The 22,463-nt window shown below is 71.7% G+C and carries 19 protein-coding genes; 11 read left to right on the top strand and 8 right to left on the bottom strand.

The window, feature by feature from the left end; genetic code table 11:
* Positions 1–21: 21 nt before the first annotated feature.
* Positions 22–1,416 (bottom strand): PepSY-associated TM helix domain-containing protein, encoded by a 1,395-nt coding sequence (locus ACFO0C_RS33565; protein ID WP_378070763.1) that lies wholly within the window; start codon positions 1,414–1,416, stop codon positions 22–24.
* Positions 1,417–1,590: 174 nt separating this feature from the next.
* On the opposite strand from ACFO0C_RS33565, the gene ACFO0C_RS33560 reads away from it, so the two are divergent.
* The 4 genes from ACFO0C_RS33560 to ACFO0C_RS33545 are packed head-to-tail and all read left to right on the top strand — an operon-like array spanning position 1,591 to position 4,641.
* The gene (locus ACFO0C_RS33560; protein WP_378070762.1) at positions 1,591–2,157 is read left to right on the top strand and encodes a copper chaperone PCu(A)C; all 567 of its coding nucleotides are present in this window, start codon (positions 1,591–1,593) and stop codon (positions 2,155–2,157) included.
* A 2-nt stretch (positions 2,158–2,159) separates the two neighbouring features.
* Positions 2,160–3,335 carry a Dyp-type peroxidase gene (locus tag ACFO0C_RS33555; RefSeq protein ID WP_378070774.1) on the top strand — a complete coding sequence of 392 codons (1,176 nt, stop codon included), beginning with the start codon at positions 2,160–2,162 and terminating at the stop codon, positions 3,333–3,335.
* Positions 3,332–3,910 carry a copper resistance CopC family protein gene (locus tag ACFO0C_RS33550; protein WP_378070761.1) on the top strand — a complete coding sequence of 193 codons (579 nt, stop codon included), beginning with the start codon at positions 3,332–3,334 and terminating at the stop codon, positions 3,908–3,910. The genes ACFO0C_RS33555 and ACFO0C_RS33550 overlap by 4 nt, the downstream gene beginning before the upstream one ends.
* A gap of 11 nt (positions 3,911–3,921) precedes the next feature.
* A complete protein-coding gene (locus ACFO0C_RS33545; protein ID WP_378070760.1) occupies positions 3,922–4,641 on the top strand; it encodes a YcnI family copper-binding membrane protein in 720 nt (239 codons plus the stop codon).
* A 42-nt stretch (positions 4,642–4,683) separates the two neighbouring features.
* Here the strand turns inward: ACFO0C_RS33545 and ACFO0C_RS33540 are convergent, their stop codons facing one another.
* Positions 4,684–5,070, bottom strand: a complete 387-nt coding sequence (locus ACFO0C_RS33540; RefSeq protein ID WP_378070759.1) for an MmcQ/YjbR family DNA-binding protein — start codon at positions 5,068–5,070, stop codon at positions 4,684–4,686.
* 124 nt (positions 5,071–5,194) lie between these two features.
* On the opposite strand from ACFO0C_RS33540, the gene ACFO0C_RS33535 reads away from it, so the two are divergent.
* Together ACFO0C_RS33535 and ACFO0C_RS33530 are read left to right on the top strand one after the other, a co-directional pair.
* Complete coding sequence (locus tag ACFO0C_RS33535) at positions 5,195–6,145, top strand: sulfite exporter TauE/SafE family protein (RefSeq protein WP_378070758.1); 951 nt, start codon at positions 5,195–5,197, stop codon at positions 6,143–6,145.
* Positions 6,146–6,292: 147 nt separating this feature from the next.
* The gene (locus ACFO0C_RS33530) at positions 6,293–7,363 is read left to right on the top strand and encodes a hypothetical protein (RefSeq protein WP_378070757.1); all 1,071 of its coding nucleotides are present in this window, start codon (positions 6,293–6,295) and stop codon (positions 7,361–7,363) included.
* Positions 7,364–7,429: 66 nt separating this feature from the next.
* On the opposite strand, the gene ACFO0C_RS33525 is transcribed toward ACFO0C_RS33530, so the two are convergent.
* From ACFO0C_RS33525 to ACFO0C_RS33505, 5 genes are all read right to left on the bottom strand, one after another.
* The gene (locus tag ACFO0C_RS33525) at positions 7,430–8,359 is read right to left on the bottom strand and encodes a diacylglycerol/lipid kinase family protein (RefSeq protein WP_378070756.1); all 930 of its coding nucleotides are present in this window, start codon (positions 8,357–8,359) and stop codon (positions 7,430–7,432) included.
* A 23-nt stretch (positions 8,360–8,382) separates the two neighbouring features.
* Entirely contained in the window at positions 8,383–9,552 is a 1,170-nt protein-coding gene (locus tag ACFO0C_RS33520; RefSeq protein WP_378070755.1) for a cytochrome P450, read from the bottom strand.
* A gap of 119 nt (positions 9,553–9,671) precedes the next feature.
* The gene (locus ACFO0C_RS33515) at positions 9,672–10,667 is read right to left on the bottom strand and encodes an AraC-like ligand-binding domain-containing protein (protein WP_378070754.1); all 996 of its coding nucleotides are present in this window, start codon (positions 10,665–10,667) and stop codon (positions 9,672–9,674) included.
* Between the two features lie 9 nt (positions 10,668–10,676).
* Positions 10,677–11,828, bottom strand: coding sequence for a glycosyltransferase family 4 protein (locus ACFO0C_RS33510; RefSeq protein WP_378070753.1), 1,152 nt, complete (start codon positions 11,826–11,828; stop codon positions 10,677–10,679).
* Positions 11,829–11,891: 63 nt separating this feature from the next.
* Positions 11,892–12,995 carry an MFS transporter gene (locus tag ACFO0C_RS33505; RefSeq protein WP_378070773.1) on the bottom strand — a complete coding sequence of 368 codons (1,104 nt, stop codon included), beginning with the start codon at positions 12,993–12,995 and terminating at the stop codon, positions 11,892–11,894.
* A 196-nt stretch (positions 12,996–13,191) separates the two neighbouring features.
* Here ACFO0C_RS33505 and ACFO0C_RS33500 point away from each other — a divergent pair, with 196 nt between their 5' ends.
* Together ACFO0C_RS33500 and ACFO0C_RS33495 are read left to right on the top strand one after the other, a co-directional pair.
* Positions 13,192–13,800: an alpha/beta fold hydrolase gene (locus ACFO0C_RS33500; protein ID WP_378070752.1), complete on the top strand. Its 609-nt coding sequence runs from the start codon at positions 13,192–13,194 to the stop codon at positions 13,798–13,800.
* Between the two features lie 430 nt (positions 13,801–14,230).
* Positions 14,231–15,202 carry a TerC/Alx family metal homeostasis membrane protein gene (locus ACFO0C_RS33495; RefSeq protein ID WP_378070751.1) on the top strand — a complete coding sequence of 324 codons (972 nt, stop codon included), beginning with the start codon at positions 14,231–14,233 and terminating at the stop codon, positions 15,200–15,202.
* Here the strand turns inward: ACFO0C_RS33495 and ACFO0C_RS33490 are convergent.
* A complete protein-coding gene (locus tag ACFO0C_RS33490; RefSeq protein ID WP_378070750.1) occupies positions 15,192–17,990 on the bottom strand; it encodes a hybrid sensor histidine kinase/response regulator in 2,799 nt (932 codons plus the stop codon). The genes ACFO0C_RS33495 and ACFO0C_RS33490 overlap by 11 nt on opposite strands.
* A gap of 126 nt (positions 17,991–18,116) precedes the next feature.
* Between ACFO0C_RS33490 and ACFO0C_RS33485 the strand changes: the two genes are divergently transcribed.
* From ACFO0C_RS33485 to ACFO0C_RS33475, 3 genes are all read left to right on the top strand, one after another.
* On the top strand, positions 18,117–20,141 hold the full coding sequence (locus tag ACFO0C_RS33485; protein ID WP_378070749.1) for an ATP-binding response regulator: 2,025 nt from the start codon (positions 18,117–18,119) through the stop codon (positions 20,139–20,141).
* Positions 20,142–20,213: 72 nt separating this feature from the next.
* On the top strand, positions 20,214–22,001 hold the full coding sequence (locus ACFO0C_RS33480; protein WP_378070748.1) for a VanW family protein: 1,788 nt from the start codon (positions 20,214–20,216) through the stop codon (positions 21,999–22,001).
* Between the two features lie 79 nt (positions 22,002–22,080).
* Positions 22,081–22,463, top strand: a 383-nt coding sequence (locus ACFO0C_RS33475) for an ATP-binding protein (RefSeq protein ID WP_378070747.1), incomplete at its 3' end; no start/stop codon positions are given.

The raw sequence follows: 22,463 nt of genomic DNA, 5'->3' as shown, positions 1-22,463 counted from the left end.
CGAAGGGCGGCCAACGGCGTACTAGACGGTGGCTTTCTTGCGGAGCGTGACCATCGCATCGATGATCAGGAAGGCGGCGAGCGGGATTCCGAAGAGGGGCAGCGCCCAGCCCAGGGCGAAGACCACCGGCACTCCGACGACGATTGCCCAGGCCGGAAGGCCGAGCCAGGTACCGCGGGCCGGTGGGGCGCCGACGAGGGCGCGGCGGCCCTCGCGGGTGGGGCGGCGCTGCCACCACATGCGGTAACCCCAGAGGATCACGCACAGTAGGCCGATGGCGAGGGCGGCCAGCAGGATCTGGTTGACGATGCCGAAGAGGATGCCCATGTGGGCCTGTACGCCGAGTTTGGTGAGCTGGGCCAGGACCGGCCAGTCGGCGAAGTCGCTGCGGGCCACGACTGTCGCTGTCGCCGGGTCGACGGCGATGCGGTCGAGGCTGACCGGCCACGTGTTGTCGATGCCGGCGACGGTCCAGGCGGCGCCGCCGGTTTCGGGGAGGCTGAGTTCGACGGGGCCGGTGAGGCCGTTGTCGCGGGCGACCTTGAGAACCGTGTCGGCTTCGGCGGGGTCGACGGCGACGGGGGCCTCGCTGCCGGCGCCGTGGTGGCCGCCGGCTGACGGGGTCACGCCGGGGACCTCCAGGGCGGGGCGCCGGCCGTCGAGGGTGTCGAGCGCGATCTCGAAGTTGCCGCCGGCCCATCGGGACCAGGTGAGGCCGGTGGCGGCGAGGATGAGCAGGCCGAGGCTGATCCACAGGCCGGTCGCGGCGTGCCAGCCGCGGGTGCGGCGCACGCCTTTCTTCGCCGACAGTTCGGGGGCGAGCATCTTGCGTACGCCACGCCGGCGCCGCCACCACAGGAAGACGCCTCCGAGGGTGAGTACCCACAGCCAGCTCGCGGCGAGTTCGGAGTAGTTGCGGCCGAGGTCGCCGAGGTGCAGGTTGCGGTGCAGGTCGTCGAGCCACGTGGTGACCGGTGTCGAACCCCACCAGGTGGTGAGCTGCCCCTGCACCGTGCCGGTGTGCGGGTCGACGTAGACGGTGTGCTGGTTCTCGCCGAGGTCGGGCTGGGAGAAGACGACCCGGGTGGTGCCGTCGCCGTCGCCGGGCTGGACGGCCGCGATGGTGCCGCCGGGGTGGGTGGCGCGGGCGGCGGCGATCTGGTCGGCGAGAGGGAGGACCGGGCCGCTCGTGGTCGCGGCGGTCAGCTTGTCGCCGTAGAGGATGCCGTCGAGCTGTGGCGTCGCCGTGTACAGCAGGCCGGTCACGGCCGCCACCACCAGGAATGGCGCGACCAGCACGCCGGCGTAGAAGTGGAGTCGCAGCAGCAGCGCGGCGAACGCGCCGGTCCGGCGGGTCTCGCGGGGTGGCGGCTCGGTGGCCGGCGGCGCGGTGGTCAACTCGGGTGTCACGGACATCGGCTGGCCTCGTCAGGGTGTCGGCGGCTCGGGAGTGCGGTCGAGGCATTGGTCGCCCGCTGTGGCCCCGAAGTTCCCAGACAACTTTCAGCAACTTTGCGTAATCGAGTAAGAACTAAAAGTGATCTTCGATGGTTCGGGAACTCGGTCCCGCCGACCGGCGACTAACGGGCGTTGCCGAGCTTGAGGAAGATGATGCTGACTCGTACCGTTCTCGCCGTCGCGGCCGTCACCTGTGCCGTTCTCACCGGCTGTGGCGGCTCCCCGGAGACGGGGACCGCGGCCGCACCGGCCCCGGCGCAGACGTCGTCCGCCCCGGCCGCCGCGCTCACCGTGCGTGACCCCTGGGTGAAGGCGGCGGACACCGGGATGACCGCGGCGTTCGGCACGCTGGTCAACGACACCGGTGCGGATGTGACGATCACCGGCGCGACGTCACCGGCCTCGCCGATCGAGCTGCACACCATGGCCATGGAGGACGGCAAGATGGTGATGAAGCCCAAGGAGGGCGGCTTCACGATCAAGGCCGGCGCCACCCACGAGCTGGGCCCGGGCGGCGACCACCTGATGCTGATGCAGCCGGCCGCGGCGATCAAGCCGGGCGACGAGGTGGCGTTCACGCTGACCCTGTCCGGCGGCGGGACGGTGGCGTTCACCGCGGTCGCCAAGCCCTTCGCGGGCGCCCAGGAGAGTTACGCGCCGGGCATGCACGGGATGCCGTCGGCGGGCGCGTCCTCGTGACGCTGCGTCGACGTGCCCTTCTGGCCGGCGGTGCCGCCGCCGGCCTCGGCGCGGTCGCCGCGTGCTCGGCCGGTTCCGGTGGTTCCGCTCCTTCCGAGGGCTCCGGCCAGCCGGTGGTCCCGGTTTCCTTCACCGATATCGGTACGGGCATCGTGCCCTTCCACGGCATTAGGCAGGCGGGTGTCACCACTGAACCGCCGGCGCACGGCGCGTTCGTGTCGTTCACCCTGTCCCGAGGCACCGACCGGGCCGCCCTGGGCCGGATGCTGCGGTTGCTCACCGACGACGCGGTCCGCCTGACCAGGGGTGAGCCGGCGCTCGGCGACACCGAGGCCGAGCTGGCCCGGCACCCGTCCCGGCTGACCGTCACGTTCGGTTTCGGCCCGGGGCTGTACCGGGCGGCCGGCCTGAAGTCCCCGGTTGCCGACCTGCCGGCCTTCACCGTCGACCGCCTGGAGCCCCGGTGGAGCGGCGGCGACCTGATGCTGCAGATCTGTGCCGACGACGCGCTGACCGTCACGCACGCCCAGCGGATGCTGATCAAGGACGCCCGGCCGTTCGGTGCGGTCCGCTGGGTGCAGCGCGGGTTCCGTCGCAGCGCGGGCGTGCACCCGGCCGGGTTCACTCAACGTAACGTGCTGGGCCAGCTGGACGGCACGGCGAACCCGCGGGACGCGGCCATGGACACCGCGGTGTGGAACCCGGACGGCAGCACCTCGCTCGTGGTCCGCCGGATCCGTGCCGAGATCGAGACGTGGGACCTGCTGAGCGTCACCGACAAGGAGAACGCGGTGGGCCGGCGGATGGTGTCCGGTGCCCCGTTGAGCGGCGCGGCCGAGTTCGACGAGCCCGACTTCGCGAAACTCGACGACACCGGTCTGCCGGTCATGCCTGACTATGCGCACGTCACGCGGGCCCGGCAGACCGATCCCCGGCTCAAGATCCTGCGGCGGCCGTACAACTACGACGAGGCCCCGGACGCGCAGGGCCGACCCGACAGCGGGCTGGTGTTCGCGTCGTACCAAGCTGACATCGACCGGCAGTACCTCCCCATCCAACGGCGTCTCGCCGAGAAGGACCTGTTGAACGAATGGACAACACCGATCGGATCCGCGGTCTTCGCCATTCCTCCGGGCTGCGCCGAGGGCGGCTGGATCGGCGAGCGGGTGCTCGCGTGAGCAGGCTGTTCCTGGCCTTGGCGGCGCTGCTGGCGGTGCTGCTGCCGGGCGTGCCGGCGTGGGCGCACAACGCGCTGGCGGAGGCGAACCCGGCGAAGAACGCGACGCTGAAGAAGTCGCCGTCCGAGGTGAAGCTGCGGTTCCTGCAGAAACTGGATCCGGACTACACCACGATCACGGTCAGTGATGCCGCCAAGGCGAAGGTGGAGACCTCGGCGCCGAAGGTGGACGGCACGACGGGGGTGGTGACCGTCGCCGCGCCGCTCGCGAACGGCGTTTACACGGTGGCCTACCAGGTGGTCTCCACGGACGGGCACTCCGTCAAGGGCTCCTACCAGTTCACCGTGAACGACCCGTCGGCGGTCGCCCCGTCCGCCGAGCCCTCTTCGGTGGCGCCGCTGCCCTCGGCGGCCGCGTCGGAGACCGCACCGGCCCCCACGCCGGCGAACGCGGTGGAAACGGTAGAAAAGTCCGAAGAGTCGTCAAATTCTACGATGTATGGTCTCATCGCCGGTGTGGTGGTCCTCCTGGCCGCCGGAGCCGCTTTCCTGTTCATCCGTCGCCGCAAGGCGTGAAGGGGTCCCCCATGAAGCAGACCGTGCTGCGGCGCGCCGCCACCGTCACCGGCGTAGCCGCCGCGTTCGTGCTCGCGCTGGCCGGTCCGGCGTCGGCGCACGTGACAGTCAACCCGGGCACCGCGACCCAGGGCGGTTACACGAAGGTGTCGTTCCGGGTGCCCAACGAGAGCGACAGCGAGTCGACCACCAAGCTCGAGATCAACCTGCCGGTCGAGAGCCCGGTCGGTTCGGTGTCGGTCAAGCCGGTGCCGGGCTGGACCGCGGTCGCCGAGAAGTCGAAGCTGGCCACCCCGGTCAAGGTGCACGACAGCGAGATCACCGAGGCGGTCACCAAGATCACCTGGACCGCGTCGGGCGGTTCGGAGATCAAGCCGGGCACCTTCCAGGAGTTCGACGTCTCGCTCGGGCCGCTGCCGACCGTCGACCAGATGGTCTTCAAGGCGCTGCAGACGTACTCCGACGGCACCGTGGTCCGCTGGATCGACGAGCCCGCCACCGACGGCAGTGAGCCGGAGAGCCCGGCGCCGGTCCTCAAGCTGACCGCCGCGGGTGCCGAGGCCGCACCGTCCGCCGCCCCGGCGCCGGCCACCGAGGCCGCCGCCGAGGAGAGCGACAGCGGCAACGGTGCCGCCTGGGGTATCGCCGGCCTGGTCGCCGGTCTGGCCGGCCTGATCCTGGGCCTGCTCGCCTACCGGAAGGCCGCTACGGCCGGCACGCCCAGCGCCTGAACCTCGCGTGCCGGTCCGTACCGCGGGCCGGCGCCGCCATCATCACCGCAACTCGTTGTCGAGGCCGGCCGTCAGGCCGGCCTCGACGTCGTCCGGGGCCCGCATCCGCCAGGCGTCGGTGATCAGCTCGCTCAGCCGTTCGGGTGAGACCTGTGTCAGCCGCAACATCACCAGTGGCAGACCGTCGTAGCCGGGTGTGGTGAAGAACATGTCGGGCTCGCCGAGGAGCAGAGCCTGTTTCTCCGCTTCGTCCCCGACGAACAGAACCGCCACATCCGTACGGATCACGCGCGGTTTTCCGGGTAGACGTTCCGGATATGACCAGACGAATCCCTTCCCGCCCACCCGGAAGTCGAACCCGTCGCTGTCGATCTCCACCACCTCGGGCAGGGAGAGGGCAAGCCGGCGAACGTCATCAGCGTCACTCACGGTGGTCATTCTGCAACATGTCTGTAGACAACTGTGGCAATTGATGCCTTGCCTACTTGCTAGCTAGGCTTCTATTCTCCGATCCAAGAAATAGGAATTGCCCCTCCCACACCGGCGGTCCGACATGCAGAAGCTCATCCTCCTTGCCCTGGTCGGGCTCGGCGCTCAGCTCGTCGACGGCAGCCTTGGCATGGCTTACGGCGTGACCTCGACCACGCTCCTCCTGGCTATCGGCACCAACCCGGCGGCCGCCTCGGCCACCGTGCACCTCGCCGAGATCGGCACCACCCTGGTCTCCGGCCTCTCGCACTGGCGGTTCGGCAACGTCGACTGGAAGGTCGTCCTCAAGATCGGCGTTCCGGGCGCGATCGGCGCCTTCGCCGGCGCGACGGTGCTCTCCAACATCTCCACCGAGGTCGCGGCGCCGCTGATGGCGGTCATCCTGCTGGTCCTCGGTTTCTACGTGTTCATCCGGTTCACCTTCCAGGGTCTGCCCAAGGGGCAGCTCGGCAAGCCGCTGCGCAAGCGGTTCCTCGCCCCGCTCGGCCTGGTCGGCGGTTTCATCGACGCCACCGGTGGCGGCGGCTGGGGCCCGGTCGGCACCCCGGCGATCCTGGCCAGCGGACGGCTCGAACCCCGCAAGACGATCGGCTCCATCGACACCAGCGAGTTCCTCGTCGCGATCGCCGCGAGCCTCGGTTTCATCTGGGGCATCGGCAGCGAGAGCATCGACTACGGATGGGTCCTCGCCCTGCTGCTCGGCGGCGTCATCGCCGCACCGATCGCCGCCTGGCTGGTCCGCCACATCCCGCCACGGGTCCTGGGCGCCGCGGTCGGTGGCGTGATCATCCTGACGAACACCCGCTCCCTGCTCCGCAGCGACTGGATCGACGCCCCCGACGGTGTCCGCTACGCCTTCTACGGCGTCATCTACGTCGCCTGGGCGGCGGCGATCGTCTACTCGGTGCTGCAGTACCGCAAGCACGCCGCCGAGGACAAGCAGATCATCGCCGAGGCCGAGCACGCCACCACGGCCGGTGAGGTCCCCGACGACAAGGCCTCCGCCAACGCCTGATCCCCTCTCGGCACACCCGTGAACGCCGGCCGGCGCCATACCGGCCGGCGTCGCCGTCCCGGGAACCGGTCCCGCCGGCCGGGAGCGATGTGAAGCAGTTGCCGGGGTCCCGTGCGGACCGCGGCCTCGCGCCCCTACGATGCGCCGATGTGGTGGAGGCGTAAGAAGCGCTCGTTGCCGGACTTCTGCGGGGATCTGGCCCAGGGAGTCATCGATCTGGACGAGGACGCGTCGTCGACGGCGATGCGCGGCATCATCGGTTCACTCGACGGGGCCGGCCCCGACGAGCTGACCGAGGGGGTCCGCCGGCTGCTCCCCGCGGTCCGGCAGGTGTCGATCGGCAACGGCGGCCAGCTGGCCCAGGTAGCGGCCGGGCTGACCGAGGCCGGTGCCGACCCGTTCGTGCTGCTGGACGTGCTCGTCGAGCGGATCACCGACGCGCTGGAGCAGGCCGCCCGCTTCCCCGTCCTGGCCGAGAAGGACGGCGGCGAGTTCGAGGCCCCGGCCAGCCAGGAGGAGGCCGACGCGCTGATGAACCGGGTTGCCCGGGCCGCGGCACAGGCCGGGATCGAGCAGGAGGAGGGCATCCGGATCGTCGAGTCGTTCTTCACCGTCGACGAGTGGATTCCCAGCCTGCTCCTGCCGCTGCAGCAGAAGCGCGTCCGTCAGGCGTTCCCGGGCCGTGAACGGCTTGCCGCCGCGGCTGACGCGATGTCCGGCCACGCCGACGCGGCGCCCTGGATGTACGGGCTGCTCCAGGTGCTCGACGACGAGCCGTTCCTGGTGATCCACCGGCCGGCCGGGCGGGCGTTCCGTCTGACCGTCAGCGGCGTCGGTGACAACTTCCAGCTGCACACGCTGCTCGCCGCTACCCTCATCGGCGACCCCGCGCATGGTCTCATCGACGGTGTCCGGCCTGAGCCGGCGTGGATCGCCGCCGCCACCGACGGACGCGACCTCCAGCCGGCCGGCGGGGTGCGCGGGCAGTTCGAACTGTTCGGCGCCGGCGGCGAACGGATCTGGGGCGAGGGCCGCCCCGCCGACATCCCGGTCCTCGACGGGCACCGGGTCGTCGTGCTCGACAAACCGTCGTACGCCCGCTCGTGGAACACCGGCCGGGTCTACCCCCTGATGCACCCGGAGATCAGCCTCGACCGCACCCTGCCCGAGGCCGAGGCCACCACCTGGCTGACCCGCATCACCGACCCCGCCGACTGATCACCGCCGCGTCGGGCTGGGCGTCGTAGAGCCCGCCCGGTCCGCGCCGAGCTGGGCAGCAGCAGGTCAGTGGTCCTGGGTCCCGGGCGGGGCCATGATCCGTAGCGCGTTGGGGTCGACGGCCACCCGGAGCGGTGTCGCTCCGCACGGTTCGCCGTCGACCTCGACGTGAGCCGGGCGATCGGTCTCCAGCCAGAGCTCGCCGACCGCGAGGAACGGCTGCTCCCGCAGTGTGCGCCGGTGACCGGTCAGGGCGTTGCGGGCGGTTTCGCGGATCAGTTCCAGCTTCGACGCGCCGCCGACCGGGTAGGCGACCAGCAGCCGGTCGTCGGCGTGCGCGTCCGCGGTGATCGGGCGGCCGGCGTGGAAACCACCGTTCGCCACATAGACCTGATGGGTGGTGAAGGCGATCTCCCGGCCGTCGGCGCGCACCGTGACACGCAGCGCGCGGTGCCGGGTCAGCAGGCCGAGCGCGGTGATCGGGTAGGCGATACGCCCGATGATCCGTTTGAGCCGGCTGGGCACGTTGATCATGATCTCGGCGGAGAGTCCGGCGCCGACGTGGTTGGTGAACGGCATGTCCCCGGCGATCCCCAGGTCCACGTCGATGACCTTTCCCTCCGCGAGCGTCCGGACCGCCTCATCAAGATCCGGGGCGATTCCGACCGTACGCGCAAAGTTGTTCGTCGTCCCGAGGGGAAGGAGACCGAGAGCCACGTCGCGGTGGGCGAGCATCCGCCCGGCCGTGCTGATCGTGCCGTCGCCGCCGCCGGCGACCAGCAGGTCGGGGTCGTGGGCGAGCGCCGCCGTCAACGATTTCTCCAGCTCGCCGGGCCGGTCCACGGCGTAGGACCCGAGCAGCTCGAACCCGGCGGCGAGCAGGCGGGCGTGCGCGTCGGCATACAGCTGCCGCCCACGCCGCGACCGCGCGTTCACCACGAGCGCCGCCCGCCGCTCGCGCCGGATGTCCTCGGTCAGCTCCTGCTTCGTCCGCACCGGCCGACCCTACCGTCCGTAGATCACAGGACATCCAGTCGGACGGACTCGTAACCGCGCAGCACGAACCCCGGACTCCGGACCGGCTCCTCGGCCAGCCCCAGCCGCGGCGCATGATCGAGCAGGGCGGTCAGTGCGGCCTGCAACTCGATCCGGGCGAGCGGCGCACCCAGGCAGAAGTGCAGGCCCGCGCCGAAACTCATGTGCGTGTTCGGTACCCGGCCCGCATCGAACCGGTCCGGGTCGGCGAACACCGCCGGATCCCGGTTCGCCGCCCCGAGCAGCGCCGCCACCTCCGCCCCCGCCGGAACGGTCACCCCGCCGATCTCCACGTCGGCCGCCGCCGTCCGCACGAACAGCTGGGACGGCGAGTCGAACCGCAGCATCTCCTCGACGGCCGTCGGCACCAGCTCCCGGTCGGCGCGCAGCCGGTCCAGCTCGCGCGGATGATCGAGCAGCGCCACCACGCCGTTGCCGAGCCCGTTCACCGACGCCTCGTGCCCCGCGTTGAGCAGCAGGATCGCCGACGCCACCAGTTCCTCGGCGGTCAGCCGGTCCGAGCCGTCGCGCACCGACACCAGGTGGCTGATCAGGTCGTCGCCCGGGTCGGCGGTCTTGCGGGCGGCCAGCTCCCGCATGTACACCGCGAACTCCCGGCACGCCTCCAGCGCGGCCGCCTCCACCTCGGGGGTACGGCTCACCTCATACATCCGGACCATCGCCGCCGACCAGGGCCGCAGCCGGTCGCGCTCCTCCGCCGGAACCCCCAGCAACTCGGCGATCACCGTCACCGCCAGCGGCTCCGCCAGATCGGTCAACAGATCGAAATCGGCCCCGGCCGCCTCGACGAGCGCTGTCGCCTCCGCCGCGACGGTCGCCCGCAGCCGCTCCACATGCCCGCGCGCGAACGCCTTCGCCACCAGCGCCCGCAACCGGGTGTGCACCGGCGGCTCGTTCTCCATCATCTGATGCCGGTGCAGCAGATTGAACGGCTCGAACACCGCGGCCGGCTCCTCGTCCCGCCAGAACCGCCCCAGCCGCCTGTCCCGCAACACCGCGTCGACCGCGGCATGGCTCACCGCCAGCCAGCGGCCGCTGGGCTCATGAAACCCCAGGGCCGCCTGCTCACGCAGCCGGGCCAGCGCCGGATACGGATCCCGGACGAAAGACGGATCCGAAAACTCAAGGTCCACCCGGGGCAGGTTATCCCTTTCCGGTACGGCCGGACCGCTCCCGACAAACACAGGACAGTTCCGGAACCCGGGCCGCCCCACCGGATCGTGACCGCTTTCCACCGTTTGCGGTGGTCACATCAGCCACGATCGGCCGAGGGTACCGACGTCACCGGCAGCCGGGCGTCCTGGGAGGCCTGACGCAACCGGCTGGGCGTCTCGCCGTACCGTGCCTTGAACCGCCGGGTGAAGTGGGTCGGGTCGCGGAAGCCCCAGGACCGGGCGATCGCCCCGACCGGCCGGTGCCGGTGCCCGGGGCTGAGCAGGTCGTGCCGGGCGCCCCGCAACCGCTCACTGATGATCCACTGCTCCAGTGACAGCCCGGCCCCCGAACAGATCTTGTAGAGCTGCCGCAGCGAGATGTTGTGTGCCGCCGCGACCATCGCCGGGGACAGTTCCGGGTCGGCGAGATTCTGCCGCGTGTACGCCCGGATCCGGGTGAGCAGGGTCTCGGCCATCGCCTGCCGGGTGTGGCGCTCGGTGCGGGCGGCCGACGCGAGCAGGGCGCGGACCAGGTCGACGGTGGTGGCGGCGACGGCCGGTGCGGTCGGATCGGCGGTGATCCGGGCGCGGTCCCGGGACAGGGTGGCGACGTGCGCGGTCACCAGGCGGTGCAGCGGGCTGGCCCGGAGCCGGCCGAGCGCCTGGCGGACGCTGTCGGCGGGCAGGTCCAGGCGGTCGAGCGGGATCTGCACGCACCCGGCGGCGCCGTCGGAGGACCAGGAGTAGTCGTACGCCCCGGACAGGTCGACACCGAGCAGCTCACCGGGCGGGGTGATCTCCTGTCGTCCGTACTGGTCGAGTCGTCCGTACCCCTGCTGCTGAACGGCCAGGGAGATGACCGGCATGGCGTCCTGCCGGGCGAGTCTCGCGGTCCGCAGCAGGCGCAGCCCCGACGACCGGCAGGTGAAGATGTTGGTGTCACCGAGGTCCCACACCTCCATCCGGGCGTGGATCGGCCCGTCCGGATCCTCGTGGATGACGTGGCAGGGCGCGGAGGCGTACATCATCGCGGTGTGGACGGCCTCCACCCGGTCGGCGGCCGGCAGGGCGCCGGTGTCGAGAATGAACGCCATGGGCCCACGTTAAGCGGCGGCCGCTCCGGCGGGTATGCCGGCCGGAACCGGAACGGCGAGCGCGTGCCGGTAGTGGCCGATCAGCTCGTCACCGATCGCCGCCCAGCTCCGCCGGTGCACCGCCGCCCGCCCGGCCGCGCCCATCTCGAGCCGCAGCCCGGGGGAGGCGGCGAGCCGGGCGACGGCCTCGGTGAAGCCGTCGGCCCGGTGCGGCGGCACGAGGAACCCGGTCCGTCCGTGCGCGACCAGGTCGAGCGGCCCGCCGGCGGCCGGCGCGACGACCGGCAGCCCGCTGGCCATCGCCTCCTGCACGGCCTGGCCGAACGTCTCGTACGGTCCGGTGTGGGTGAACACGTCGAGGCTGGCGTAGATCCGGCCGAGCTGCGTGCCGTGCCGGGCCCCGAGGAAGACCGCGTCCGGCAGGGCCCGTCGCAGCGACGGCGCGGCCGGCCCGTCCCCGACCACCACGAGCCGCACGCCGGGCAGCCGGGACACGCCGGCGAGCAGGCCGATCTCCTTCTCGGCGGCGAGCCGGCCGACGAAACCGGCGAGCACCTCACCGTTCGGTGCGAGCGCCCGGCGGATCCCGTCGCTGCGCCGTCCGGGATGGAACCGGCTGACGTCGACGCCGCGCCGCCACAGGTGCACCCGCCGTACGCCGTGCGCCTCCAGGGCGGCCACCGACTCGGTCGACGGCGCGAGGGTCCGCCCGGCCGCATTGTGGACCGTGCGGATCCAGCGCCACGCCATCCGTTCGGTGAGCCGGACCTTGTAGACGCGGGCGTACGACGCCACGTCGGTCTGGTAGACGGCGACCGACGGCACACCGAGCGCCCGTGCACTGGCCTGCGCCCACGCGCCGAGCACGAACGGGCTGGCCAGGTGCACCAGGTCGGGGGCGTGCCGGCGCAGCGCGGCGTGCAGTGCCGGTGCGGGCAGGCCGAGGCGCAGTTGCGGGTATCCGGGCATCGGCAGGGACCGGACACGCACCACGGGGTAGTCCAGGCCGGTCAACGGCGCTCGTGATCCGGGCGGCGGCAGGGGTGCCACGACCAGCGGCTCGTGACCGTTGCGGGCCAGGTGCTCGGCCATCCGCGCGACCGAGTTGGCGACGCCGTTGACATCGGGCAGGAACGATTCCGTGACGAGCGCGATGCGCATGTGAACAGGGGAACCGGAGCCACGATCCGGCAGGAGACCGCCCTGTGACGGGCGGCCGAACGATCAGCGGATTCTCAGCGTCACCGTGAGCAGGACGGCGGAGGCCAGCTGTGCACCGGCGAACACCACGGCCAGGAGAGTCAGCGACTGCTCGTAGAGAGCACCGGCCAGCACGCCACCGGCGAGCGCGGCGACACCCTGGACGGCGGCGAAGACGCCGTACGCGGTGGCCCGCCGCGGCGCCGGGACCAGATCGGCGACGAGCGCCTTCACCGTGGAGTCCTGCACGCCGACCGCGGCGCCCCAGAGCAGCGTGCCGGCCACGATCGCGGCGGTGCTGCCGGACAGGGCGAGCGCGGGTGTGGCGGCGGCGAGGGCGGGCAGCGCATACAGCACCTTCGCGCCCCACCGGTCGTAGAGATGGCCGCTGGCCAGGGCGGACACCGCGCCGGCGGCCATCGCCCCGGCGTAGAGGACCGGCACCAGGGCGATCGGGATCTGCCCCGTCCTGCTGGCGTGGTAGGAGATCAGTCCGAAAGTGACCAGACCGCCGGTAGCCAGCCCGGCCGAGACCGCGAACCAGTGGAACCGCCGGGGCAGGCTCTCCCGGACGGACTCGGCGGCCGGCCGGCGCTCGATGGTGACCGGGAAACGGTGCCGCAGCCAGACCAGCAGGATCATCGCGGCGGCACCCGGGATCGCGAGCGCGGCCAGCGCCGGCCAGATCACCCCGGCGGAGACCGCTACCAGGGCGGCGACCAGCAGCGGCCCGGCGAACGCGCCGACCTGGTCGAGCGCCTTGTGGACGGCGAACCCGCGGCCGCGCCCGACGGATCCGGCGGCCTCGGCGAGCAGCGCCGACTTCGCCGGCGACCGGATCGCCTTGCCGATCCGCTCGGCCACGATCAGCAGGGCGGCGACGGCGAGTCCGGCGCCGCCGAGGGCCGGGGCGAGAGCCAGCAGTGGTACGCACACCGCCGTCAGCCCGTAGCCGGCGATGGTGAGCGTCCAGTACCGGGCGGTGCGATCGGCGAGCGGCCCGGACACGAGCCGGAGCAGCAGCGCGGCGGCCTCACCGGCGCCGGTGACGAGACCGACCACGAGAGCGGACGCGCCCAGGCCGGCGAGCAGCGGCCCGGTGATCGACCGCGCGCCCTCGTAGACCATGTCGGCGGCCAGACTGACCAGCCCGAATCCGAGGATCGCCCGCCACGGAGAGAGGACACGCGCGTTGGTCAGGGCAGGGGACACGGCCGTAACGATACGGGCCGTGGACCGTAGTGGATCAATTCCCGGCAATGTTTGGTGGACCGGGGGACGTCAGCGCATGTTTGGTGTCCCCCGAATCAGGAAGACCATCGCCGTGCATCCTCAGCCGCCGCGCCGCACCACCCACGCCTATGGAACCCCGAAGAATCTGCTGGTCTACGACCGATGGGGACGGTACGGCCGTCCGGTGGTCCTGCTGCACGGGCTCTTCTACGACCGGACCATCTGGTGGCCGGTCGCGGCGGAGCTCGGCGACACGTGCAGTGTCATCGCCGTCGACCTGCCCGGGCACGGCAACTCGGCGGCCCGCAGCGAGAACGACGTCGCCGGCCTGGCCCGTGATCTGGCGGTGCTGGTCAACGGCCTGGACCTGCACCGGGCGCCGGTGCTGGTCGGCCAGGGTGAGGGTGCGTTGCTGGCCGAGGCGTTCGCGGACGCGTACTCGACGCGGGCGGTGCTGACCTTCGACGAACCGGCCGCGGAGCCGCCGGACTGCCCGGAACAGCATCGGGCGACGGCCGATCTGGCGGGGGTTCCGGCGCCCTATCGGCAGTTCGCGGTGGCGCGCTGGGACGGGAGCCTGCTCCGGTCGTACAAATGCTGGTTCTTGAATCGCAAGCAGTCGCTGACCGGGAAGCGCCCCGGCTTCCCGCACCTGCGTGCCCCGGCGCGGTTCGCCGCGACGCTGCGCGATCTGATCTGAGACGGGGGAGCAGCCGCCCGGACGGGGCGGCTGCTCGGTGTGCTTCTCTCAGCCGTGCCGGTGCCGGCGACGCCGGTGCGTCGGCGGCGCCAGGGCGGCGGCGCTGATCACCAGGCAGACGATCAGCAGCGTGCCTACAAGGATGTCGACAAACATGGCGGTACCCCCTCGGAACCGCTGGTCGGCTGCGGTGACAGCCGAGCTTCAACGGTCCCCCCGGCGCCCCGGCCCGTCAACCGGAATGCCGCAAAAACCAATGTTGGCCTGGTTCCCCGAGCGGGTCCTGCCTAAGCTGGCCGCGAGGGGAGTACCTCCGCGAGAGCGTGGCGGTCACCACGGGCATCCATGTGCCCTCGTGCGTTCGCCCAGTCCGCCGGTCGGCGACGGGTGAGGGAGACCTCGGACGATCAACCGTGTCCGAGGAGGCTCCGTGCTCGATCTGCCGTCCATCGCGTCCGCGCAACTCTGGGCGATCTCCATCGCCGTGCTGCTCGCCCTCCTGGCCGTCGACTTCGTGATCACCCGCCGCCCGCACGAGGTGGCGATGCGCGAGGCGGTCGGCTGGTCACTGTTCTACCTCGCGCTTCCGGGCGCGTTCGGGGTGCTGATCTGGCAGCTGTACGGCCGTGGCCCGGCCATGGAGTTCTACACCGGCTACGTGGTGGAGAAGTCCCTGTCGGTCGACAACCTGTTCGTCTTCATGCTGCTGCTCGCCGCCTTCGCGGTGCCGCCGCAGCTGGCCCAGCGGGTGCTGCTCTACGGCATCGCCGGCGCCCTGGTGCTGCGGGCGATCTTCATCGCCGCCGGCGCGGTGGTCCTGCAGAGCGGCACCTGGGCGTTCCTGCTGTTCGGCGGGATCCTGCTGCTGACCGCGGCCAAGGTGTTCCGGGAGGCCATGCGCCACGAGGACTACCAGGTCGACATCGACTCGATGCGCAGCGTCCGGCTGATGCGGCGGCTCATGCCGGTGACCGGAAACTATCAGGGCGGCAGGCTGACCGTCCGGGAGCACGGCCGCCGCGCGCTGACCCCGCTGGCCCTGGTCGTGGTCGCCGTCTTCATGACCGACGTGGTGTTCGCCGTCGACTCGGTGCCGGCCGTCTACGGGGTCACCGAGGACCCCTACCTGGTGTTCGCGACGAACGCGTTCGCCCTGCTCGGGCTCCGGGCGCTGTATTTCGTGCTGCACAACGTCCTGGACCGGCTGCGGCACCTGAACTACGGACTCGCGATCATCCTGGCCTTCATCGGGGTGAAGCTGGTGCTGCACTGGGCGCACGGGCTCTGGGACGGCGTACCGGACATCCCGACCGACGCGTCCCTGATCGTCATCGCCGTCACCCTGGCCACCGTGACCGCGACCAGCCTCTACGCCGACCGCCGCGACCGGGTCAGCACCTGACGCCCAGCGGCCGGCGGCGGATCTGGTCGGCCGCGTCCCGGGCCATCATGATCAGCGGGCGGGCGTCGGTGAAGGTCTCCACCGCCGCGTCCAGGTCCCCGGACCGGGCCGCGGTCTCGATCCGGCCGCACGCGGTCGTCGCCGGGCCCGCGCCCAGGTTCGCCAGCACGCCCATGAGCTGGTGGGATTCGGTGCGCAGCAGGTCCGCGTCGTCGAAGGCGAGGGCCTGCTGCATCCGGTCCAGGTGCTCCGGGATCTTGGCCGACAGCGAGGCGAGCAGCCCGGCCAGTGCTCCGGCGGTGGCCGCCGGGTCGGGGCCGCGCAGTTGCTCCAGCCGCCGCTCGATCTCGTTGATCATCGTCGGCAGGTCGGTCCGTGTCGGCCCGGTGCCGGTCCAGTGTTCCAGCACCCGCGCCACATCGGCCGGGATGAGCGGTTTGGCGATGTGCTCGTCCATGCCGGCGGCCAGGCAGCGGGCCCGGTCCTCGGCCAGGGCGCCGGCGGTCAGCGCGATGATCGGCACGTGCCGGTCGGCCGGCTCCCGGCGGCGGATCTCGGCGGTCGCCGCGTAGCCGTCCATCTCCGGCATCAGGCAGTCCATGAAGATCGCCTGGTAGTCCTGCCGGGCGGCCCGGTCGATCGCCTCCAGCCCGTTGACCGCGACGTCCGCGCTGTAGCCGAGATGGGCCAGGATGCCGAGCGCGACCGTGCGGTTGATCTCGTTGTCCTCGACCACCAGCAGATGCCCGCGGCCCAGCGGAGCCTGCGCCGTCGCACCGATCGCCCGGTCGCCGGCCCGGTCGCCGAGCATCCCGACCAGGGCGTCGTAGAGCTGCGACTGGCGCAGCGGCTTGGCGAAGGCGGCCGCCACCCAGGCCGGGTCGGGCTCGCCGGGCAGTTGACGGGCGTCGTCGGCGAGCAGGATCGTCTTCGGTGGCGGGCAGCCGGGCGGGGTGATCGCCGCGGTGTCCTCCGGTGCGGTGTGCGTGTCCACGATGAGCAGGTCGATCGGCCGTCCGGCGGCGGCCGCGTCGCGCATCACGGCGAACGCGTCGACCGTGTCGGCCACCCCGGTCGCCTCCATCGACCAGGCGGTCAGCTGTTCGGCCAGGACGGCCCGGTCGCCGGCGTCCCGGTCCACGATCAGCACCCGCAGCCCGTCGAGGGCGTGCCGTTCGACGTGGTCCAGGTGCTCCTGCTCGGTCCGCAGCGTGACCGTGAACCAGAACGTGCTGCCCCGCCCCGGCTCGCTCTCCATCCCGATCCGCCCGCCCATCAGCCCGACCAGGTCACGACTGATCGCCAGGCCCAGCCCGGTGCCGCCGAAGCGCCGGGTGGTGCCCGCGTCGGCCTGGGTGAACGCCTCGAACAGCTCCTCCTGCCGCTGGGTGTCGATGCCGATGCCGGTGTCGTGCACCTCGAAGCGGATCGGCACCGCCTCCGGGCCGCACGTCTGGTCACCGTCCAGGTGGGCGCTGATCGTGACGGTTCCCCGCGGGGTGAACTTGACCGCGTTGCCGGCCAGGTTGAGCAGCACCTGCCGCAGTTTGGCCGGGTCGCCGCAGACCGCGGCGGGCAGCCGTTCGTCGCAGACCGCGGTGATGGTCAGGCCGTCGTGGGTGTCGTGCGGGGCGACCAGCTCCACCACGTCGTCGAGGAGCTTGCCGATCCGGAAGTTCGCCTCCTCCAGCAGCACCTTGCCGGCCTCCAGCTTGGAGAAGTCGAGGATGTCGTTGATCACCGAGAGCAGCGCGGAGCCGGCCGAGCTGATCCCCTCGGCGTAGCGGCGCTGGCGCTCGTCCAGGGGGGTACCGAGCAGGAGCCCGGTCAGGCCGATGACGCCGTTCATCGGGGTGCGGATCTCGTGGCTCATCGACGCGAGGAACTGCGACTTCAGCCGGGCCGTCGCGACCGCCTGGTCCCGGGCCTGGCCGAGGGCCTGTTCGGTCTGCAGCCGGGTGGTGATGTCGCGGACGAAGCCGTGGAAGTGCGAGCCGCCGTTGTGCCGGATGCGCCACATGGTCAGCTCGACCGGGATCTCGTGGCCGTCCCGGTGCACGGTGGCCATCTCGGTCGGCCGGTCCAGCAGCCACTCCCCGCGGCCGGTGAGCAGCCGCCCGAGCGCCCGGTGGTAGCGCTCCGGCAGGATCGTTCCGGTCACGTCGCGGCCCAGGAGCTCGGTCCGCTGCCAGCCGAAGACGTGCTCGGCCTGCCGGTTCCACTCGGTGATCACGCCGTGGTCGTCCATCGTGAAGAACGGGTCGCTGGCCGCCTGCATGATCATTTCGAGCTGTTCGCGTTCCACCCGGCGGCGCAGGTCGGCCTGGACCCGGGCGGTGATGTCGTGCGCGACGGTCGCCGTGCCGATCACCTCGTGGTCGGTGTCACGCATCGGGGCCATGCTGAGCGACACCTCGATGATGCGGCCGTCCTTGCGCCGGCGGCGGGTCTCGTAACGGGTGAGGGCCTGTCCGCGGCGGACCCGGGCCAGCAGTTCGCGCTCCTCGCCGAGCCGGTCGCTGGGCAGCAGGCGGCTGACGTCGTGGCCGACCATCTCCTCGGCCGAGTACCCGTAGAGCCGTTCGGCGCCGGGGTTCCAGCTCTTGATCATGCCGTCCGCGGTCTTGCTGACGATCGCGTCCTGGGAAGCCTCGACGATGGCGGCGAGCCGCGCGTTCTCCATCGCCTCGGAGTGCCAGCCGGCCTCGGCCCACGCCACCGCCTTCCGGGACCGGCGTGCCAGCACCACCCCGGTGACACCCGCGGCCACTCCGGCAAGCAGCGACACGGCCCAACGCAACACTGCGGCCTCCGAGGATCCGAATCCGATTCAGCATCAACGTACATGTGACCTTCTTCTGCTTTAGCCTTATTACGGACATAGCACCCACCGACTCGCCGCAAGGGAGCCGCCGTGGCGACAGTGATGGTCGTCGACGACGTGGCCGCCAACCGTGAGATCGTGCGCATGCTGCTCGGTTTCCGGGGCCACGTGGTCATCGAGGCACACGACGGGGCCGACGCGCTCCGCCTCGCCCACGCCCACCATCCGGACGTGGTGGTCTCGGACGTCCTGATGCCCGGCATCGACGGCCTCGAACTGGTCCACCGGCTCCGCGCCGACCCGGACCGGGAGGCCGCCCAGGCACCGGTGATCTTCTACACCGCGAACTATCTGGAGCCGGAGACCCGGCCGATCGCCGAGGCGTGCGGGGTCAGCCAGGTGGTGCTGCGCTCCCAGGACCCGGACGCACTGCTCGACGCGATCGACACCGCCCTGGCCGGCGGGCCGGTCGACATCAGCGCGACGGCCGACGTCGACTTCGCCCAGGCACACCTGCAGACCGTCAACGCCAAGCTGATCGAGAAGGTGCGGGCCCTGCACGACACCGAGCGCCTCTTCGAGGCGATGGCGGTGGCCTCACCGGTCGGCATCGGGATCATCGACCGGCACGGCCGCGCCGACTACGTCAACCCGCGGCTCGCCGAGATCCTCCAGCTCCCGCTGACCCGTGTCGTCGGATCCGGCTGGCTGGCCGGGCTCGGTCTCGCCGGCCGTGACGAGGACACCGTGCTGGGGCTCCTGCACGGCGCCGGCGACGACAGCGAGCTCCGCTTCAGTCACCGGATCACGTGGCCCGACGGCACCGTCCGTTTCCTGCGGATCCACCTGCGCCAGACCCACGACGAGGAGGGGCTGACCGGCGGGGTCCTGATGGTCGACGACGTCACCGACGTCGCCCAGGCCGAGGAACGGCTGCGCGAGGAGAGCCAACGCCGGCAGGACGACGCCCGCAACCGTGACGCCGAACGCCTGGACAGCCTGCGCCGGATGGCCGGCGGCACGGCACACGACTTCAACAACATCCTCGGCGCGATCCTCGGATACACCAACCTGGCCATCGAGACCATCACCGACGGCCGCGACGACGGCGGCATCCCGGCCGAGACCGCCGAGTCGCTGCTCGGCGACCTGGCGCAGGTGGTCAAGGGCGGCGAGCGTGCCAAGGCCCTGACCCAGCACATGCTGGCGTTCGGCCGCCGTGAGGTCAACAAGCCGGTCCCGGTCAAGGTCAACGATCTGCTGGAGGACCAGCACGAGTCGCTGCGCGCGACCGCCGGTGCCCCCTGCGAGGTGCACCTGGAACTGGGCCGGGCGCTGCCCGACGTCAAGGCCGACCCGGTGCAGCTGGCCCGGGCGTTGCACAACCTGGTCCGCAACTGCGGGGAGGCGATGCCCGACGGCGGCACGGTCACCATCGCCACCTCGGCGGCCGGCGACACCCTGACGATCGAGGTACGCGACACCGGCCCCGGCATGCCACCGGACGTACGGGAGCGCGCCTGCGAGCCGTTCTTCAGCACCAAGTCGACCACCGGAACGGTCGGGCTCGGCCTGTCCACCGTCCACGGGATCGTCAGCCAGGCCGGCGGGCAGCTCGCCCTGCAGTCCGAACCCGGTGCCGGTGCGACCGTGACCATCACGCTGCCCGCCGTCGCCGGGACCGCCCCCGCAACGCCGGTCCCGCCGCAGCCCACCGCGCGGGAGGCCGGGGGAGGGGAGACCCTGCTGGTGGTCGACGACGAGGAGGCGGTGCTCCAGGTGACCGCCCGGATGCTCGGCGGCGCCGGCTACCAGGTGCTGACCGCTCCGGACGCGGCCGAGGCTCTGCGCCTGCTGGAACGGCACGGCGGCAAGATCGCCGCGCTGGTCACCGACGTGGTGATGCCCGGCATGGACGGCCGCCAGCTGGCCCGGATCGCGTCCGGCCGCCGGCCCGGGCTGTGCGTCGTCTTCGTCTCCGGGTACGCCGAGTCGCTCTTCGACGAACACGGCAACAATCTGGAGCCCGGGTCCACCATCCTGGCCAAACCGTTCGACCGGGAAAGGCTGGTGAGCACCGTACGAACGGCTCTTTCTCTCACCCAGCGGAGCTGACCGCCTGTCGGTCACCTGTCCGCAATCGATTAGGATTCCTGGCTCACCGCCCCCGACCCCCGAGGAGGCACGGTGACCACCGCCAGTGACCGGCAGCCCACCGTACGGTTGCCGCAGCAGGCCTCGCCCACGCACGACGACGTCGAGGTCCCGCCCGCCGAAGCGCCCACACCACCACCGCCGCCGTCCCGCCGGCGCCGCCGCGTGCTGACCGCCGGTCTCACCGCCGTGGCGCTGGCCGCCGCGGCCGGAGGCGCCGCCCGGTACGCCCTGACCGGTGACGTGCCCCGCGGCGTGACCGTCCTGGGCGTCGACCTCGGCGGCCTGGCCCGTACCGAGGCCACCGCCGCCCTCCGCGCCCACCTGGCCACCGACCCGAGAGTCAGCGCCGCGGTCCAGGTGCGGGTCGAAGGCAAGGGCGCCACCCTCGACCCGGCCGACATCGGGCTGGTCGTCGACGTGGACGCGACCGTCGACGCCGCCGCGAAGGGCCGCCCCGCGCTGTTCGGTGACCGGGCCGTCGAACCGGTCGTCGCCGTCGACGCCGACCTGCTCGACACCGCCCTGCGCAAGGCCGTCGGCAAGGTCGGCACCGCGATGAAGGCACCCGCCGTCACCTTCACCGGGCTCACCCCGAAAGCCGTGCACCCACAGCCGGGCCGCGGCCTCGATCCGCGGCACTCGGCCGACGCGGTCAAGGCCGGCTGGCTCTCCGGCGGACCGGTCGCCATCCCGCTCGTCGAGCTGAACGCGGCCACCACCGCCGAGCAGGTGGACCAGCTGGTCGAGACGGTCGCGAAACCGGCCGTGGCCGCGCCGCTGACCGTCACCTCCGAGCGGGGCACCCTCACCGTCCCGCCGGCCGCGATCGCCAAGAGCCTGGTGCTCACCGCCGACAAGGCCGGACTGATCGAGCCCCGGATCGACGCGAAGAAGCTCCGCGCCGCCGTCGCGCCGGCCCTCGCGAAGATCGAGATCGCGGCCGAGGACGCGAAGTTCACGTTCGCCGGCGGCAAACCGAAGATCGTGGCCGGCGCCGAGGGCCGGGGCATCGACCTGGCCGCGCTCGCGCCTCGGCTGCTCACCGCGGCACAGAGCGCGGACGCCCGTACCGTCGAAGCCTCCCTGACCACCGCCGCACCCGCCACCTCCGTCGCCGACCTGGAGAAACTCGGCGTCAAGGAGAAGGTCTCGACCTTCACCACCAAGTTCACCGGTGGTCTGTCGTCCTCGCGCAGCCAGAACATCGTGACCGCCGCCAAGCAGGTCCGCGGCGCCCTGGTGCTGCCCGGCAAGACGTTCTCGCTGAACAAGCACACCGGCGAGCGCGGCTACAAACAGGGCTACAAGGACGCGCCGGTGATCGTCGGCGGGCACCTGCAGCCGGGTGTCGGCGGCGGGGTCTCGCAGTTCACCACGACGCTCTTCAACGCCAGCTACTACGCCGGGCTGCAGGATGTCGAGCACAAGCCGCACTCGTACTACTTCGACCGGTACCCGGCGGTCATCGAGTCCACCATCTTCTGGCCCGACCTGGACTTCAAGTTCAAGAACGACAGTCCGCACGGGGTGCTCATCGACACCGCCTGGACCAGCAACTCGATCACCGTGTCGATGTGGAGCACCAAGGTCTGGGACAAGGTGACCACGGAGTGGAGCCCGCGGCGCAACATCACCTCCCCGCCGACGATCACCAAGCCGGACGGTCCCAGTTGCATCGCGACCAGCGGGCTGATCGGCTTCACCCAGGACGCGTGGCGGCTCTTCCACAAAGACGGCAAGGTCGCCAAGCGGGAGAAGTTCACCTGGAAGTACGACCCCGAGCCGCGCTTCATCTGCGGAGCGCCCGCCGCCGGCTGACGGTGTGCACTGTGGGCCGATGACGGTGCACGCAGAGCAATGAGGCCCGGGCCGTGCGCTCGGTACGGTTCGGGCCGTCATGGCTCTCCTGGGACGGGCCGGGGAGTGCGCGACGCTGCGGGAGTTCCTGTCGGCGGCGCACGGCGACCCCGGCGGCACGCTGGTGGTGGTCGGTGAACCCGGGATCGGGAAGACCGCCCTGGTCGAGCATGTCGTCCCGGCGGCGGCGATCCGGGTGGCCGGGGTCGAGGCGGAGACCGGATTCCCGTACGCCGTACTGCACCGCCTGCTCATCCCGTACCTGAACGCCGTCGACCGGCCCGCCGGGTCGCGTGTGCCCGGCGGACTGCGGGTGGCTCTCGGCCTCGCCGAACGACTGCGCGTGGTCCTGGGGCTCGCCGACCGCCCACCGGCCGGCCAGGTCCCCGTCGCCCGGGCGGCGGCCGCCCTGCTCACCGCGTT

The sequence above is a fragment of the Actinoplanes subglobosus genome (assembly GCF_042650585.1).
Classification (GTDB): Bacteria; Actinomycetota; Actinomycetes; order Mycobacteriales; family Micromonosporaceae; genus Actinoplanes; species Actinoplanes subglobosus.
This window is presented reverse-complemented; position numbering and strand designations above follow the sequence as displayed.